Below are 16,078 nucleotides of genomic sequence, written 5' to 3'. Positions count from 1 at the left end.
GTTTATCGTATTAGTCTTCCTGAGGTGTTGCCTCGGGCAATTTGGTTAATCTCATTGAAGTCGGCCAGGTTGGCATCGCCTTCGATGGTGTGTTTTATGGCGCAGGCGGCATTGGCAAAGGCGAGGGTTTCTTTTTCGGAATAGTTGTTCAGCTCTCCAAAAATGACTCCTGCTGCAAAGGCATCGCCTGTCCCGATGCGGTCTACGATGTGGGTAATTTCGATGGGCTCGCAGGAGAACAGGTTTTTTCCGTTCCACATTCGGGCTTCGATTTGGTGCCATGAGGCGTTTTTTCCGGTTCGGGTCTTGTCGTAAATGGTCTTTATTTTTGGGAATTCTGCTTTGAGGGCAATGCTTCCTTTTTTGAAATCTTCGTCGGAAAGGGAGAAATCGGTTCCTAAGAGCTCGTTGAATTGTTCGGCTCCTCCGATAAAAACGTCGGAAAGGGCTACGAGTCCTTTGAGGGCGTCTTCTGCTTTTCTTCCGTATTTCCAGAGTCCGGTTCTATAGGCTGGGTCGCAGGAAACGGTGACGTTCATTTCTTTGGCAATCATCAGGGCTTCTTTTAGGGCCAGGAAATTGTTTTCGGAATGTGCTGGCGTGATGCCTGTCCAGTGAAACCAGTCGGCGTTTTTGAAAATAGCGGCCCATGGAATGGAATTGGGTTCTAGGGCGCGAAAGGCGGAATGGTTTCGGTTGTAGGAGATGACTCCTGAACGCACGACTGCTCCGGGTTCTACAAAATAGAGCCCGAGGGGTTCTTCTCCTTTTTGTACATAGGAGGTGTCGACACCGTTGCTTTTTAGGTTGGAAAGGGCGGCGTTTCCGAGGAAATCGTCGGAGACACGGCTAACGTGCATCGTCTGGCAGCCTAGTATGGAGAGGGAGACCGAAACGTTGGTTTCGGTTCCTCCATAGTAGATTTCCAGCTGATTGGTTTGTGCCATTTTCTTGAATCCTGGCGGTGTCAGCCTTGCGAGTATTTCACCAAATGTGACTACTTTTTTCATTGTCGTGTATTAGCTGAATGCGAGGCCTCCGTTAATATCAATATTGTTTCCTGTCAGGAATGAGGATTCGTCTGATGCGAGGTAGGCTACTAAATCGGCTACTTCTGAGGCTTTTCCTTCTCTTCTCAACGGGGTTCCGTTGGCTACGTTAACGCGTACTTCTGGTTTTGTAAAGGTGTCGTGGAAGGCCGTGGCAATCATTCCTGGGCAGAGTGCGTTAACGCGGATGCCTTGTGGTCCGAATTCTTTTGCGAGTCCTCTGGTATAGGTCATCACGGCTCCTTTTGCTGAGGCGTAAAGGGATGCTCCTGGCCCTCCTCCATCGCGTCCGGCTTGAGAGGCAAAGTTAATGATGGATGCTCCTGCTTTCATCAAAGGCTTGAAGGCTTTTGTAACTAGGAAAACTGATTTGAAATTTACGTTGATCATGGTGTCAAAGAAATCGACATCCATTTCTTCAATGGTCTTGCGGGCAATAAGTCCTCCGGCTACGTTCACCAATACGTGAACTTCTTCTCCGAATGCTTTTTTTGTCTCGCTTACGAGCAGATCGATATCGGCTTGCTGGGTCATATCGCCTTGTACGATGATGGCCTTGCCTCCTACTTCTTCGATCAGCTTCAAGGTGGTATCGCCGTCTTCTTGGCTCATATAATAGTTGACCACTACATTGGCTCCTTCTTTTGCCAACTTAATAGCTACTTCTCTTCCAATGTCTCTTGCTCCTCCTGTTACTACGGCTGTTTTTCCTTTTAATTTCATTGTAATTCTATTTAATATTTGGTTTTAATTCTATGTGTTTACTGGTCTTATTTTTTTTATCAGTGCGAATATCGAGAGTACGCCCAGCGGCACGAAGGCGGCTATGATGATAAAGGCTGGCGTATAGGATGTTTTGGTGATGACGGGGATGAGGAAGTTCATGGTGATGACCGAGATGACTCCGATAGAGCCTCCTAATCCTGCGAGCGTGCCTACTGATTTTTTGTCCATAAGGTCGCTCGGCAGCGTCTGGATGTTGCCGATGGCGAACTGGAAACCGAACAGGACGAAGGAGACGATGATGACGAACTTGGTCGGGGTATCTCCGAAGAAGATGGTGGCCATGAGCCCTAGGAACATGATGATTCCTGCAATGACGATGGCTTGTTTTCTTCCTTTGTCTACGGATTTGGTCTTGGCGATAATCATTCCGGAGTACCAGCCTCCGGCAAGGCTTCCGAGCGCGGCTCCTACATAGGGAACCCAGGCAAAGAGTCCGATTTGCTTGACATCAAAGCCGTAGGTTTTTTGCAGGTACAGTGGCATCCAGCCTACGAAAAGCCACCAGATGGGTTCCATGAAGAAACGGCAGATGATGACGCCCCAGCTTTCTTTGTGGGAAAGGATCTGGGTGATAGACATTCCTTTTTTGGCTTCTTCTTCTGGCGTGGCTTCGGCTTTTCCGTCGAGTATGTGTTTTTTTTCTTCTTCGGTAATCCAGGGGTGGTCTTTTGGGAGTTTTTTAAAGACGATAAGCCACGGAATAATCCAGAGAAGTCCCATTGCTCCTATGATGATGAAGGTGGTCTTCCATCCGTAGGCTACGAACATGGCGGATATGAAAAGGGGGGCAATTATGGAACCGATGGAGGCTCCGGCGTTGAAAATTCCTTGCGCGATGGCTCTTTCTTGTAGGGGGAACCATTCGGAATTGCTTTTTACGGCTCCGGGCCAGTTTCCTGCTTCGGAGATTCCGAGCGTGATCCTGACGAAGGCTAGCGACAGGAGCCCTTTTACGGCAAAATGAAATAGTGAGGATAGCGACCAGACGAATATGGCAATGACAAAGCCGAGCCGGGTTCCTATTTTGTCAAATAGTTTTCCGGAGACGGACTGTCCGATGGCATAGGAAATCATAAAGAGGTTGAGTATCAATGCGTAATCGGCATCGCTCATTCCTAAGTCTTTTCCCATGGCCGGCCACATCAGCGATAAGGCGGAGCGGTCGATGTAATTGATGATGGTTGCAAAACCGATCAGGGTAATGATCCACCATCGTAATCCTTTAATTTTCATAATTTACTTTAAGGGGCTCGTGCAAGCCGGTTATTATTTGACTATCTTGATCGTCTTTGTGTTCTTGTCTGATTGTACGTTTACGATATAGGTGCCTGTTGCTAGGGCCGACATGTCAATGGCTGTTTCTGTGGCATTGATTTCTTGGTTTAGCAGTTTTTGTCCGAACAGGTTAAAGATGCTTACGGAGTCGATGTTTTCTGCTGCTGTAATGGTAAGCTTGTCTTTTACTGGGTTTGGATAGGCTGCTATTTTATTGGTATTGAATTCTTCTGTTCCAAGGGCTGCTTCATAGGTCATTTCTATGTCGTCGATGGCTCCCCAGCCTATAGTAGCAGGGTCGTTCAGGTTGGTTGACCTGAATGTTACTACTAGGTATTGGGTTGTTCCTGCTACAATTGCTGATTCTGGCACTGGTGCTGTTATCTGCGTGTAGGTTGGATAGGCGGCAGCGGTCGATGGAAATTTGTCTGAAAATCGTACTGCTGCTGTTCCGTTTGTCGGCGCTTCGGTCATTAGTGACAGGTATACGTAGTCGTTTGGTCCGGTTGCTGGGTCAATTACGACTACTTCTTGTTTGTATTTGAATTTTACTTGAACGTTTGTTGCTCCTGCGGGAATGGTCACGGGACGGTAGATGTGTACGGTTCTGCTTCCTGCCGTGGTTCCTACGGTTGTGGCGCTGCTTCCTATGAAGGCTCCTCTTGTTCCGGAGAATCCTGCTTGCCCGGTGCCTATCTGCCATTTTCTTGAGCCATAGGTGTGGTTGAGGAGCGTCCAGCCGTTTCCTTCAAAGGTGTCTGCCGTTTCAAAGCCTCCGTCTCCTGTCGGGCTTACGAGGGTCATTGTTGTCTGCGCATTTCCTTGGAATGCGAATGCTACTAAAAATGCAGCGAATAGGGTAATTTTTTTCATAAATAATAAGTTTAAGAATTAAGTGTCTTGTCGATTAAGTATTGATTTATGACCTACTCCAACGTCTTGCAGCAGGCGGGGGTTATTTTAAAAAGTCTTCTCTGATTGGGCTAAACACGTCGATGAGCATTCCGGCTTCGAGGCAGATGGCTCCGTGCAGGATGTTGGGCTCGATATAGAAGGCGTCTCCGGCTTGGAGGATTTTCTTTTCGTTATTGATGGTTACTTCAAATTTTCCGGATACGACGTAGGAGGTCTGCGAGTGGTAGTGTTGGTGGATCGGGCCGATTCCTCCGGTCTCGAAGGCGACCTTGACCATCATGATGCTGACGTCATAGCCTGTGATTTGTCTTTTTACGCCTTCGGAAACGGTTTCCCAAGGGTTTTCGTTTTCTACATAGAATGCTTCTGTCTTGATATTCATGGTTCTTAGTTTGTGATTAGTGTATAGCTGCCTTTCCACTCTGTGTTTTTTCCGTTGATGGTCATCTTGTGTTTTGTGGCTGGCTTTGTTTCTTTGTTTGCGAATAGTAGCGTGTATGATTTTTTGTTCTTGAACGTGACGAGGACTGCGGTGTAGTTGTCGTCTTGTTTTAGGATTTGGATGGCTTCTACTTTGGAATGGGGGTCTTGTACGGATTCTAGTTTTGGGTCGAAGCTTCCGTGCGGCTCGATGATGCTTACGAAGGTGTAATTTTTCTTGTCGCTGGCTCTTACCATATAGCCGGATTCGTTTCTTAGGTTGAAATTTGGGTCGTTGGCTCCCAGGCGGGTCATTACGATCTTATTGGTGTCGTCTGTGAGCGTTGAGATGGTATAGAACCTGCTGTCGTTAAGCCATGTGAATTTTGAGAGGCTTGGGTTTGCTTTGGCTTCGGCTAGTTTCCATAGGTGCTGGTAGCCGTTTGCTTTTCCTAATGGGGAAAGTGCGGTTACTGCTGGTTCGTATTTGAAATCGGTTTCCATAATCTGCCCGCTGTACATAAAGTTCAGGTCGTATTGGTGGCTTTCTTTTGATTTTAGGGAAAGGATGTCTAGCATGAACGGGGTCTCGGCTTCGATAAGGGCGACCGTACGCTGCATTTCGACACCGGCATAGGCATTGCTTTCTACTGCGCTGGCAATTTGGATGGCGGGATTGGAGATATCCGAAAAGATGGTGTGAGGAGCCTGCTTTTCGGCTTCTTTCCAATCGCCATCGTAATGTGATTTTTCATCAACGATTACGGTATTGTGTGCGACAGAGGCTTGTGCCCATGTCTTGTTTTCTTCTAGGTAGCGTCCGCCGCTTTTTGATTCGACATTGAGGAAACGTGCGGCACCGTAGTCTTGCAGGATTTCTTTGTCGTTGTTGTAGAGCAGGATGCCCAGGCGGTCAAAGTGTCCGTGTCCCATGCCTTGTGAAGCGAATTTGAATACGGCGGTGAGCTGTTCGTCTTTTTTCTTGGTGTGCATTCGGAACAGCGCGAGTCCTCCTGATTTGCCTTCGGGTCCGTCGGCAATGATCATTGGGTTCTTGACGAATTCTTGTTTTTTCATGTTCTGGATGGCTTCGGCTGATTTGAGTCCGGCTCCAGAGATGGAGATTTCGCCTTGTTGCTGGATTACTGGCAGGATGGCGGTTTCGTTATAGTTTTCGTAAACGATGTTGGTGGCAAAGACGAGTTCTTCTGTCATGAAGTTTTTTTCTTTGAGGGCATCGTTTATCGGAAAGAAATAGCCGTTGGCATCTGTGAGCTGCAGTACGGTATTGGTTGCTTTTCTTAGGATCTGGTTTCTGTAATCGAAAATCTTGAGCTCTGGCTGGTTTCTGTTGATGGCTTCTGCAAAGACCATGAAGGGTTGCAGGGCGTATCTTTGGTAATAGGGTCCTTCGGAATAGTAGCCGTCTGGCGAAAAGAGGAGGTCGATTTGTTTGATAAAGCCTGTTTTTTTGTCTTTGGCGGAACCGTATAGGGCTCTTTCGACCATGTCTTTGTCGTTTAGGACATAGCCTGTCATTCCGACTGCGGCAACGGCCCAAGTGCCGTGGTTGTGGATTTTGTTGAAGGTGTCTTTGCCGCTTTCGCTTTCGCTCAGGAATGCTGCCATGCTCTTGAAGACGTCTCTTTCGATGGTTTCTCTGTTTTGGGCGCTGATGTTTTCTTTTACGAGGTCATAGGCTTGGATTCCGTGTACGAGCCATACGCAGTCGTTGAGTCCTTGCCAGAAGAGCTTGCCGGAGTTTTGCTCGGCTTTTCTTTTGGGATGCAACGGCAGGCCTGGGTATATCTTGGCGTATTCGAGCAGCATGTCTTCTACGAATTTTGCATATTTTTTGTCGCCGGTGACTTGGAAAGCGAGTCCGGCATAGTACATTTCTCTGTAGTTCTTCTTGTGCTTTTCGTGTGAATAGCCTCCTCCGTTATCGACAGGGATTGGTACTTCGATTGGTTTTTCTAGGGCTTTGTCGGCACCTTTTTTTACTTTGGAAAAGGATTTTTCTAGGGCTTTGTAATCGCCTAAATGCTGGCTGATATTCTTTGCTTCGGCTTTTGAAAGAAGCAAAAGGGGCGCGTAGTCTTGGGCAAAAGCATTGCCCGACAGTACTGTAAAGAGTACTGTCAGACTGATTGCTTTTATGGTTTTGTATTTCATTCTTGTGTTGTATTAATTAAATGTGCTGGTCAAATCGACTGCTCCTACTCCTGTCAGGACTTCGTCGGTAATGATAAACCAGTCTGCGTTTACTTCTAATGGCACGTTGGCTTGGTTGTCTGTGAGGTAGTTCATTCTTAGGTAGTTTCCACTTACAAAGTCGGAAGCTGTAACGGTCGGGAACAGGTCTCTCAGGCGGACAGCGACTAGCTTCCACTCGCCTCCTGTGTTGTAATGGACTAGTTTTTTGCTGATGGCGGAGGTGGCGTATAGTCTTAGCGTAGGCGTTGTATTGTTGGTATTGAGCCAGAAATGCAGCACGGGGTTGTTGTTGAAGGCTCCGGCATCGAAAGCGGTTTTCCAGGTGGCATTGGTGGCGAATGAGAATCTCATGTAGGCGATACTGCTTCCGTTGTCTGTTGGGGAAAGCATTTTTAGGTGGTGGTAGTTGGTGCTGCTTGGAAATGGCGGCTGCGCTACGGTTCCGTTTAATTGGTTTGCGGTAATCTGTGCGGCTTGTCCGGCAGTTATTACTTCCATGCCTTGTGCTTCAAAATTAAAATAGGTTTCAACGTTTCGGTTGATATAGGCAATCGGGTCGCTGGTTACTTCCATCCCGTCGCCGTATACTAGCTTGATGGCGTAGAAGCCGGTCGGCAATTCGGTCGGTGCGTTAAAGGTGATGCTTGTCGGCGTTACTTCGAAGGTGGTGATCGGCGTGGTTCCGAAAATAATGCCTGTTACTAGGTTCATGTCTGTTCCACCAATCTGCACGGGATTGTTTTTGATGATGGCTTTTGGGAAACCGGTTACGGCAGGCGTCGGCACGTCGATGGTATAGTTTTCGACTAGTGGTACGGCTACTTCTCCGGAAACGGTATTATAGCTATAGGTCAGTGCTAGCGGGCTTGGTCCTGTGTTTGGGGTCTTGACGATAATGGTTCTGTCGTCTTGGAATTCGATTGTTCCGTTAACGGTACCGAAAGTGACTTTTGTGACTACTTGGAGGTTGTTTCCGCTGATGGTAATGTTTTCGTTTACGACAGACATTGTTGGGAGTTCTGAGGTAATCGTTGGAACGGGATAGGTAATCGTCAGGCTTTCTGCTGATGAGGCTACTTTATCGGAATCGGTCGTTAGGCGGATGATTCCGTCTACGGCTGAAGCGGGCACTTTGATGATCAGTATTCTTGAGTTTTCACGGGAATAGATCTGGGCTTCGACATCGCCGATGTAGGCTTTTGTGACGAAGTTCAGGTTGGTTCCGGTAATGGTCACCAGGCTTTGGATGGGTGCCGAGGCTGGGGAAAATGATTCGACTGTTGGCTGTGCCGCAAGGATTTCTTCAAACGTCTTGTCTACTTCGGTGTCTGCATCGCAGGATAGGATCACGACTGCAAGCATCATGCAGGCGAATCTGTATATTTTTTCTTGTAGTATGCTTTTCATGTGTTTCTTTTTAAGTTAGTTGACTACTAGAATTCCTATGTCTTTTTTGTCTGTTCCGGCTGCTTTTAGGGGCGATTTGTCTTTTGGCAGGAATTGCTTCATGTCTTGATAGCCTGGATTTTTGCTGATTATATTTTCTGATACTGCATTTCCGGAGAGCTTGATTTCTCCTGAATTGTAGATTAGGGAGTTCTTGATGGTGTTGTTTTTTCCGTTAAGGCGCAGCGGGTTGGTTATTTTTGAATTGTCGTAGAACACGCTGTTTTGGATTTTTACGTTTACGATTCCTTTGTTTTGGACTACTAGGTCTTTTTCTGTGGTACCGATTCTTGAGAATACGCAATGGTCGATGACAAGATTGCCTCCAATCGTGGATTCGTCGTTGCCGCCTCTGTAGTAGTGCAATGTCCATTGGGAGAAGTCGGAGAAGACTGTGTTTTCAAGGATTACGTTTTCGGCGTTGTATTTTCCGGTATCGTCTTTTTCTGAGGAAAGGTTGATGCCGCGGAAATTGTTTCTGAGTATCGAGTTGCTTATTTTGATTGTATCGGCAAAGGTTCCTTTTGAGGCTTTGAAAACGGAACCGCCTTCGGCATTGGTGAAATCAGAAATGATTGATTTGTTGATAAAAACGCTGTACGAACCCGGCGTGTCGTCTTTTGGCGAAACGATGGCGTATTTTACGGCTTGTGTTTCTTTAGCGGTAAGGGTTGCTTTTTCGATGGATAATCTGGCGCCTGATTCTACCCTGAACAGGTAGTTGGACATTTTTTCGGCATTGGGGTTAAAGCTGATGGTGGTCTTGGCAGCGTCTTCGCCTTGTATGGTGATGTTGTCTGTGATGATGATCGAGCGGTCTAAGAGGTAGGTTCCGGCGGCCAAGATGAATTTGGTTTTTCCTTTGGCTTTTTTTACTGCTTTTTCGAGCGTGCCTGTTCCGGGCTCTACGTTGATGGTTTCTTCTTGTATGGCTACTTTAGGTGCTTTCGGGTTCCAAGAGGTTCCGGTCTTGTTGGCGATTACTTTTTGGAAAATGGAGCAATCGATATTGTTTTTTTCGCTTGGTACGAAAATGGCTCCTTCTTTTTTCCACGATAGTTTTTTTGGCGTGAAGCCTTCTAGCTTTTTGGTGTTTTTGGTGTCGAGCGTATTGTTTTTGAAGGTGATGCCTTTCATATCGTCAAAGAAAGCAACGGTTTCTGCGTCGGTGTCGTTGTAGATGATGTTGTCTGAAATCACGGAGGTTATGGGTGCTAGGGAACGTTCTTCGTCTTTTCCTGCTCCTAGCTGGAACGGGCCGCAATTGTAAAATATGTTGTTGGTAACGGTGGCATTTTTTACTTGGTTGTAACGGTTGAGCGGACTGTTCGGCACGCCGTTCATGATGACTAGCGAGCCTCTGAAATCTTGTCCTGTCAATCCGTAGAAATAGTTGTTTTTTACGGTATGTCCTTCATTGATGACACGAACACCGCCTGTATAGGGCTGGTTGTTGCCTAAAAAGACATTGTTTTCTACGAGGCAGTTGTTTCCGTGACGGAAGACCATCGAGCCTTGGGATTCTAAAAATAGGTTGTTTCTAAAGGTATTGTTGCAGGATTTGTTGGAAATGATTTCTACTTCGCCATTGCATTTTTCAAACTTGTTCCATTCAACGATTGTGTTGGATTGGAACATGGAATTGTGGCTGGTTCCGATTCGGATGGTTTCTCCTCCGTTGGCTCCTAATGGCGGGCGTTCTCCAAAATAGTTGTGGTCGATCCTGTGGTGGTTCTGGTGGTTTTCTTCTCCTTTGAGCCAGACAACGAGCGTACAGCCGTCGTTGTTTTTTCCGGCTACGTAGTTGTTGTCAAAGCGGTTGTTTTTGCCCCATAATTCGACCCAGTGGTTGGATTCGGCTTTGGTTTCTGGGTTGTAATCGGTAATGGCGCAATTGGTCACTCTTGAATTGGTCGCGACTTTGTCTTTGCTCATAAAAGAGATTACGAATTTGCTATAGCCGTCTTTGAACCAGAGTCCTTTTGCTACTAGATAGTCTCCGGAAACTTTTAGGGAGGAATTGCCGGAAAGGATTACTTTTCCTGCTGTTTCGGCTTCTAAAAAGATGGAGTCTTTTGAGGCTCCTTTTGCATTGAAATCGATAGCGGTATCTTTCCAGGTTCCGTTCGACATGATGATACGGTCGCCTGGCTTTACTTTGGAAATGGCTTCGTTCAGCTCGGCAATGGTGCCTACTTTTATTTCGACAGCGTTTGCGCTTGCTGCAGCTAGCAGAAAGGTACAGAGTGCTGTTATGGAATATTTTATGTTCTTCATTGTCTTAACGAATTAGTAGCCTGTGTTTTGTGCGATCGTCGGATTCAGGTCGATTTCGTATTGTGGAATCGGCAATAGGATCTGATAATGCTGCAGCGGGCCTGTATTCAGGGATGGGTGTGCGGGATCGTTGTATTGGAATTCTGTAGCGAAGTGCTGCGACATGACGATTTCTGCTCTTCCGGTTCTTACTAAGTCAAACCAGCGGTGGTTTTCGAAAGCGAATTCGAATCTTCTTTCGTTTTCTAGGGCTAATTTGAAATTGAAATAGGTGGAAACATTGGCTAGCGAAAGGGCGGCGCTGCTTCCTAATGAGCGTGTTCTTACTTCGTTCAGGTATCCTAGGGCTTCGGCATTTGGGCCGCTTTGTTCGTTAATGGCTTCGGCCATCAGCAATAGGGCATCGGCATAGCGCAGGATGACCCAGTCGCTTCCGCCATCGTCAACTCTTGTAAAGGTGGAATTGTATTTGGTGACGTGCCTGTCGCTTCTTACTGAGTTGTTGAAGCCAATCCAGGTATCGGCCATGGATGATGCTTTTCTCGGATCGCCTACGGCATAGGAGGTTGACATGTTTTCTGTAGGTACGTTTAATCCGTCTCCGTTTCCGAATACTACGTAGTTGTCGCTTTGCAAGGGTGCGAAAAAGTTAGGGTGCGGCGAGCCTAATCCGACACTTCCGGATTGGTAACGTACGGCAAAAAGGATTTCGCTGTTGTATTCGTTAGCGATATCGAACACGGATGCATAGGTAGGCTGCAGGTTGAAATTGCCTGCAATTACTTCGGCTAATACGATTCTGGCTTCGGTAAGGTTGGCATCGCCTCCGGCTGTAATCAATGCTTTACCTAAAAGTGTTTTAGCGGCATCTGCTGCTACTCTGCCTAGATTGGCTCCTCCTTGGGAAACTGGGAGTTTTTCGGAAGCAAGGCGAAGGTCGTTTAGGATGAATTGGTAGACTTCGCTTTGCGGACTTCTGTCCATTTTTTTGGCTTCGCTGCCTGAAACTGGTTTTTCGATAATAAAGACGCCTCCCCAAAGACGGACAAGATTAAAATAGGCGTGTGCTCTTAGGAATCTGGCTTCGCCTTCGTATTGGTCACGTGTTACAGGGTTTGTTACTACGTCGAGATTCTGCATCACGATATTGGCCAGGTTGATGGTTCTGTAGCAGGCTTTCCAGTATTCTTGTACGTAAATGTTCTGCGAGCCTTGCACGAAACGGTCTACTTCTCGAATGGCCAAGTCTTTGGTTTCGGTAGAGTTCGGATTCATGTAGGTATTGTCGGAGCGGATTTCTGTCAGCAGCCATTCTCTGTTCTGCATGCCGTATAGGCTGTTGTAGATGGAGATTACTGCCAGATTCACTTCTTGCGGCGTGCTGTAAAACTCGTCTACTCCTATTTCTGAAATGGGCTGGAGGTCAAGTGTTTCGTCACAGCTTGCGAAGATAAAAGCCGTGCCGAGGAGCGCGATTTTTAAATTTTTGAGTGAAAATTTATATAGTTTCATAGCTGTTATTTTTTAGAAATTAATGTCGATACCAAAAGAGATTGTTCTTTGTACAGGGAAAGCGCCTCGCTGATAGCCTGAAATCAACGGCGAGCTGTAGATGCCGCTGGTCGTGATTCCTTCTGGGTTTAATCCCCAGAAATCGGATGCTCTTATGTACAGCAGGTTTTCTCCTGATAGGTAGAATCTTGCTTTTTTCAATCCTAGTTTGCTGATGAAGGCATCGGGAGCTGAAAAGCCTATCGTCACGGTTCTTAATGACATATAGGAAGCGTCTTGGATCAGGTAGTCTGTATTTTGCCAAGCTCTACCGTTGTTTTCGCGTGGTTTTGTGGCTGGAACGCCTTCGCTAAACCATCTGCCTTCTACGAAATCTTTGTAGAGGTAGCGCATTTCGTTATAGTATCCGTCGCCGAAAAACACTTCGCCTCCGACAGAGCCTTGTACTAGGAAATTCAGGTCGAAATTTTTATAGGTAAAGGCGTTGTAAAAGCCCCAAGTGAAATCTGGGAAAGGGCTTCCGAGCGTAGTCCTGTCGCTGGCGTTGATGATTCCGTCGCCGTTGATATCGGCTACTCTGATTCCTCCAACGGCGTCATCGGCCGAGTGTGGATTGTTTGCTAATTCTTCGGCATTTTGCCAAACGCCAATCATTTTGTATCCGTAAAATTGTACGGCTTCTTGCCCTACTTTGGCAATGTATTCTTCGTTTCTTTCGCCTTGGCTTATGAATTGTGCTTCGCCGCCTAGGGAAATGAGTTTGTTTTGGTTGGCCGCAATATTGAAGGCTGGCTTCCAGCTAAAGTCTTTGCCTCGGATGTTTCCGGAAACTTCGAGTTCGATTCCTTTGTTTTGGATTTTTCCAATATTGTTGAAATATTGGGAATGTCCGGTGATGTAAGAGACATTTTGCTGCAATAGTAGTTTGTCTGTAATAGAGTAATAGTAGTCTAATGACAGGTTTAATCGGTTATCGAAAAAGCTGATATCAGTTCCTGAATCGTATTCTAAGGTCTGCTCCCAGCCGATTCCAGGGTTTCCTAATACGTCGCCCGTTTCTCCTAATCCAGAGGTAACGCTTCCTCCGCCTTCGCCTAAGGAATAGTTGGAAGGGTATAGCAGGTTGGTGAACGAGTAATTCGCGATGTTGTTGTTTCCAGTCACACCAACGCTGGTACGCAGTTTAAATTTGTTGATGAACTGGATGTTTTCTTTCCAGAAGTTTTCTTCGCTTACGTTCCACCCGATTGAGGCAGAAGGGAAAATTCCGTATTTGTTTTCTGGTCCGAATAATGAGGAACCGTCGGCACGCGCAGCAAGCGAGATCAGGTATTTGTCTTTGTAGGCGTAATTTACTCTGGCTAGGAACGACAGCAATCCGATTTGTTCTTTTCTGGTAAAGGTTTCGTTGACATCGATAATGTTTGCTCCGTTTAGGGTCTCGATATAGTCGGAAGGGAATTGGGTTCCGTAAATTCCGGTTCCTTTGATGTTTGTTTTTTGGTAGGTCATCCCTCCTAGCGCGTCAACGCTGTGATTGTCGCCTTTCCATTTGTAGTTCAGCGTATTTTCTGTAAGGATGTCTGTTTTTAGGGTACTGTCGTCTTCGCCTATGGCTTGTCCGGTCTGGTCTGCCAATGAGTTTCGGAAGCGCTCGTAGTTGGAATATTCTGTGTTAACACCGCCAGAAGTCTTAAACGTCAAGCGTTTTGTGATTTTATATTCTAACGCAAAATTGGCCAGCATTCTGTAATCGTGGATGAATCTTGTTTCGTTTTCCATCCTTGAGATTGGGCTGTTGTTGTTGGTTCCCCAAAGTGACGTGGTGAAGTTTTGAGGCTGTCCGTTTTCGTCTATATAATCGAAATTTACATTGTTGAAATGTCTTCCTTGTGCGTAATCGCCAACTGGATAGCCAGTAAGAGCGGAGGTATAATCGTTATGGCGCACGGGCATAAAGCCAAGCGAACGTGTCAAGTCTGAATATGAAATTGTTGATCTTCTTCTTTTGCTGTAGGATGGTCGTAGGTTGAAATCTAAAGAAAGCTTGTCGCTTAGTTTTGTTCTTACACGGCTTTGGAAATTGATACGTTTTAGGAAGTTGTCTTTCATCAAGCCTTCGTCTTCTATATATTGTCCGGAAACATAATAGTTTGCGGTCTTTCCGCCGCCGGAAACGTTCAATTGGTAATTCTTGATTGTGGCAAAATTTCGGGTTCCTTCGTCTTGCCAATCCGTTCCGCCGTTGGAATTGTTTGCGACTTGGCGCATTCCTTTTTCGCGGGCTGTATAAGCAATAGTGCTTGGCACTCTGTTTTCGATTCCGGCCAGGTAGTTTTCGTGAAGCTGGCGTTCGTTACGCAGCATGTCGGTATAGCTATAGGTATCGTACATGTCGATTTTGTCGTATACTGATTTCACGCCGAAAAAGGACTTGAATTCGTATAATGTCTTGGATTCTGAGCCTGATTTGGTGGTAACGATGATCACACCGTTGGCGCCACGGGAACCGTAGATGGCTGTAGAACTGGCATCTTTCAAGACTTCAATGGATTCGATGGTACTTGGATTGATGAACTCTAGTCCGTTTTGTACCGGAAATCCGTCAACAACTACTAATGGGTCGCTGCTGGCGCTGATAGAGCCCATACCGCGAATCCTGATTTGCGGTGCTTCACCGACTTCGGAGGTGATGTTCTGAATCTGAAGACCTGCGATTCGTCCTTGCAATGCCTTATCGACTCTGGAAACTGTATTTTCGTCAAGATTTGTGTTTTCTAATTTTGATACGGAACCGGTGATTGAAGATTTTTTCTGGGTACCGTAACCAACCACGACTACTTCGTCTAGGCTTTTGCTTTCATCTTCTAGCGAAATAGTAATGTCTTTCTGGCCGTTCACGAGCACCACTCTTGTAGTCATTCCGATAAAGGAAATTTGCAGCGAGCTGTTTTCTTTTACTTCGATTGAAAACTCGCCTTCGTTGTCGGCAATTACGGTGTTTTTTGTACCTAAAATGGTGATAGAAGCACCAGGTAGCGTGGTATTATCCTTGGCCGCAACGACTTGTCCAGTCAACATATAGGTTTCCTGTGCCGTAATCAGGCCTGTCAGCATCAAGGCCGAGAATAAGAAAAATGTTTTTAATTTCATAAAAATTTATAGCTTACAATTCTGTAACATTAAGATATAGCGCATCCTGACCGGCTATTTGCCGATAATGCTTTTTAGTTCGTAAAATCTGAAAATCAGATGCTGAATCTTGACTTAAATGTGCAGTAATAATCCACTTCCCCAAGCGATGCAACTTTACACAATGTCATAACCGTCTTTTTTTCCTTACCGGAAATTTAAAAGATACTTTCGTTCAAATTCATCAAAGTATCTGTCTTGTTGCAGTATTCATACAACGTCTTGAAATGAAACTGCAGTTCGCGTTTGGCCTTTTCAGGATTTTTTTCTTTTATGGCTTCATATATTTGCTGGTGTTCGATAATATTGTCTCCCGTCATGGATTTGGTACAGACATGGTATTTTTCAAAGTTGGCAATGATTTCTGGCGTGATGATCAGCATCAATGTATTTAGTACTGGGTTGCCGCTGGCTTCGGAAATTTTAAGGTGAAACATCAGGTCTTCTTCTACGGCATCTTCATTGCTTTCTACTTTTGCTTTGTAGGCCAACAATGCTTCTTCTATATTTTCGAGATGTTGTTCTGTCCTTCTTTCTGCTGCAAGGGCTACTACCTGCATTTCAAGCATGATCCTGCTTTCTACAAGCGATTTGAAATCGGGCTTTTTGAGTTGCAGGATATCGGTTATCATGCCGCTTAGGGCAGGAACGCCAAGGTTTGCTACAAAAGTTCCGCTTTGCGGAAGGGTCTTGAGCAATCCGTAAAACTCTAGCTTTTGGATAACCTCTCTAACGTTTCCTCTGCTAACGCCAAATTCTTCGGATAGTTTTCTCTCTGAAGGCAGCCTGTCGCCGGGCTTTAGCTTCTGTGAGGTAATCAAATCCTTTAATTTTTTAATGATTTCTTCTTCTTCGGAAGATTTAAATCCATTTAAACCAAACTCTTGCATTTTAGAATAATAAATTGGTTGACCAAATATACGCATTTTTTTAAATTACCAAATAAGCAGGTATTTTTTATGTATAATGAAATTTTAAGTTTATTTTAA

11 protein-coding genes are annotated in these 16,078 nt (G+C 45.7%); all 11 read right to left on the bottom strand.

Going from position 1 to position 16,078, the window contains the following annotated elements; all coding sequences use genetic code 11:
* Positions 1 to 2: 2 nt before the first annotated feature.
* The 11 genes from OLM56_RS09230 to OLM56_RS09180 all read right to left on the bottom strand — a co-directional run bounded on the left by OLM56_RS09230 (position 3) and on the right by OLM56_RS09180 (position 15,979).
* On the bottom strand, positions 3 to 1,010 hold the full coding sequence (locus tag OLM56_RS09230; RefSeq protein WP_264526744.1) for a sugar kinase: 1,008 nt from the start codon (positions 1,008 to 1,010) through the stop codon (positions 3 to 5).
* Between the two features lie 9 nt (positions 1,011 to 1,019).
* A complete protein-coding gene (locus OLM56_RS09225; protein WP_121377376.1) occupies positions 1,020 to 1,772 on the bottom strand; it encodes an SDR family NAD(P)-dependent oxidoreductase in 753 nt (250 codons plus the stop codon).
* Positions 1,773 to 1,802: 30 nt separating this feature from the next.
* On the bottom strand, positions 1,803 to 3,068 hold the full coding sequence (locus OLM56_RS09220; protein WP_264526743.1) for an MFS transporter: 1,266 nt from the start codon (positions 3,066 to 3,068) through the stop codon (positions 1,803 to 1,805).
* Positions 3,069 to 3,101: 33 nt separating this feature from the next.
* Positions 3,102 to 3,983, bottom strand: coding sequence for a T9SS type A sorting domain-containing protein (locus OLM56_RS09215; protein ID WP_264526742.1), 882 nt, complete (start codon positions 3,981 to 3,983; stop codon positions 3,102 to 3,104).
* An 82-nt stretch (positions 3,984 to 4,065) separates the two neighbouring features.
* On the bottom strand, positions 4,066 to 4,407 hold the full coding sequence (locus OLM56_RS09210; RefSeq protein WP_121377379.1) for a cupin domain-containing protein: 342 nt from the start codon (positions 4,405 to 4,407) through the stop codon (positions 4,066 to 4,068).
* Positions 4,408 to 4,412: 5 nt separating this feature from the next.
* Positions 4,413 to 6,620 carry an alginate lyase family protein gene (locus OLM56_RS09205; RefSeq protein ID WP_264526741.1) on the bottom strand — a complete coding sequence of 736 codons (2,208 nt, stop codon included), beginning with the start codon at positions 6,618 to 6,620 and terminating at the stop codon, positions 4,413 to 4,415.
* Between the two features lie 12 nt (positions 6,621 to 6,632).
* The gene (locus OLM56_RS09200) at positions 6,633 to 8,069 is read right to left on the bottom strand and encodes an IPT/TIG domain-containing protein (protein WP_264526740.1); all 1,437 of its coding nucleotides are present in this window, start codon (positions 8,067 to 8,069) and stop codon (positions 6,633 to 6,635) included.
* A gap of 15 nt (positions 8,070 to 8,084) precedes the next feature.
* Positions 8,085 to 10,385: a polysaccharide lyase 6 family protein gene (locus tag OLM56_RS09195; RefSeq protein ID WP_264526739.1), complete on the bottom strand. Its 2,301-nt coding sequence runs from the start codon at positions 10,383 to 10,385 to the stop codon at positions 8,085 to 8,087.
* Positions 10,386 to 10,397: 12 nt separating this feature from the next.
* Positions 10,398 to 11,897, bottom strand: a complete 1,500-nt coding sequence (locus tag OLM56_RS09190) for a RagB/SusD family nutrient uptake outer membrane protein (RefSeq protein WP_264526738.1) — start codon at positions 11,895 to 11,897, stop codon at positions 10,398 to 10,400.
* 12 nt (positions 11,898 to 11,909) lie between these two features.
* On the bottom strand, positions 11,910 to 15,050 hold the full coding sequence (locus tag OLM56_RS09185) for a SusC/RagA family TonB-linked outer membrane protein (RefSeq protein ID WP_264526737.1): 3,141 nt from the start codon (positions 15,048 to 15,050) through the stop codon (positions 11,910 to 11,912).
* A gap of 197 nt (positions 15,051 to 15,247) precedes the next feature.
* Positions 15,248 to 15,979, bottom strand: coding sequence for a FadR/GntR family transcriptional regulator (locus OLM56_RS09180; protein ID WP_121377385.1), 732 nt, complete (start codon positions 15,977 to 15,979; stop codon positions 15,248 to 15,250).
* Between the last annotated feature and the right edge of the window lie 99 nt (positions 15,980 to 16,078).

The organism is Flavobacterium sp. N2550, assembly GCF_025947265.1.
Classification (GTDB): Bacteria; Bacteroidota; Bacteroidia; order Flavobacteriales; family Flavobacteriaceae; genus Flavobacterium; species Flavobacterium endophyticum.
The sequence above is the reverse complement of the archived record's forward strand: the minus strand, read 5'-3'. Positions and strand labels throughout refer to the sequence as shown.

Bases quoted from the DNA above. Each gene is read 5' to 3' on its own strand.
- OLM56_RS09210 (WP_121377379.1), bottom strand. From the start codon at position 4,407: ATGAATATCAAGACAGAAGCATTCTATGTAGAAAACGAAAACCCTTGG.
- OLM56_RS09205 (WP_264526741.1), bottom strand. From the start codon at position 6,620: ATGAAATACAAAACCATAAAAGCAATCAGTCTGACAGTACTCTTTACA.
- OLM56_RS09200 (WP_264526740.1), bottom strand. From the start codon at position 8,069: ATGAAAAGCATACTACAAGAAAAAATATACAGATTCGCCTGCATGATG.
- OLM56_RS09225 (WP_121377376.1), bottom strand. From the start codon at position 1,772: ATGAAATTAAAAGGAAAAACAGCCGTAGTAACAGGAGGAGCAAGAGAC.
- OLM56_RS09215 (WP_264526742.1), bottom strand. From the start codon at position 3,983: ATGAAAAAAATTACCCTATTCGCTGCATTTTTAGTAGCATTCGCATTC.
- OLM56_RS09180 (WP_121377385.1), bottom strand. From the start codon at position 15,979: ATGCAAGAGTTTGGTTTAAATGGATTTAAATCTTCCGAAGAAGAAGAA.
- OLM56_RS09190 (WP_264526738.1), bottom strand. From the start codon at position 11,897: ATGAAACTATATAAATTTTCACTCAAAAATTTAAAAATCGCGCTCCTC.
- OLM56_RS09230 (WP_264526744.1), bottom strand. From the start codon at position 1,010: ATGAAAAAAGTAGTCACATTTGGTGAAATACTCGCAAGGCTGACACCG.
- OLM56_RS09220 (WP_264526743.1), bottom strand. From the start codon at position 3,068: ATGAAAATTAAAGGATTACGATGGTGGATCATTACCCTGATCGGTTTT.
- OLM56_RS09185 (WP_264526737.1), bottom strand. From the start codon at position 15,050: ATGAAATTAAAAACATTTTTCTTATTCTCGGCCTTGATGCTGACAGGC.
- OLM56_RS09195 (WP_264526739.1), bottom strand. From the start codon at position 10,385: ATGAAGAACATAAAATATTCCATAACAGCACTCTGTACCTTTCTGCTA.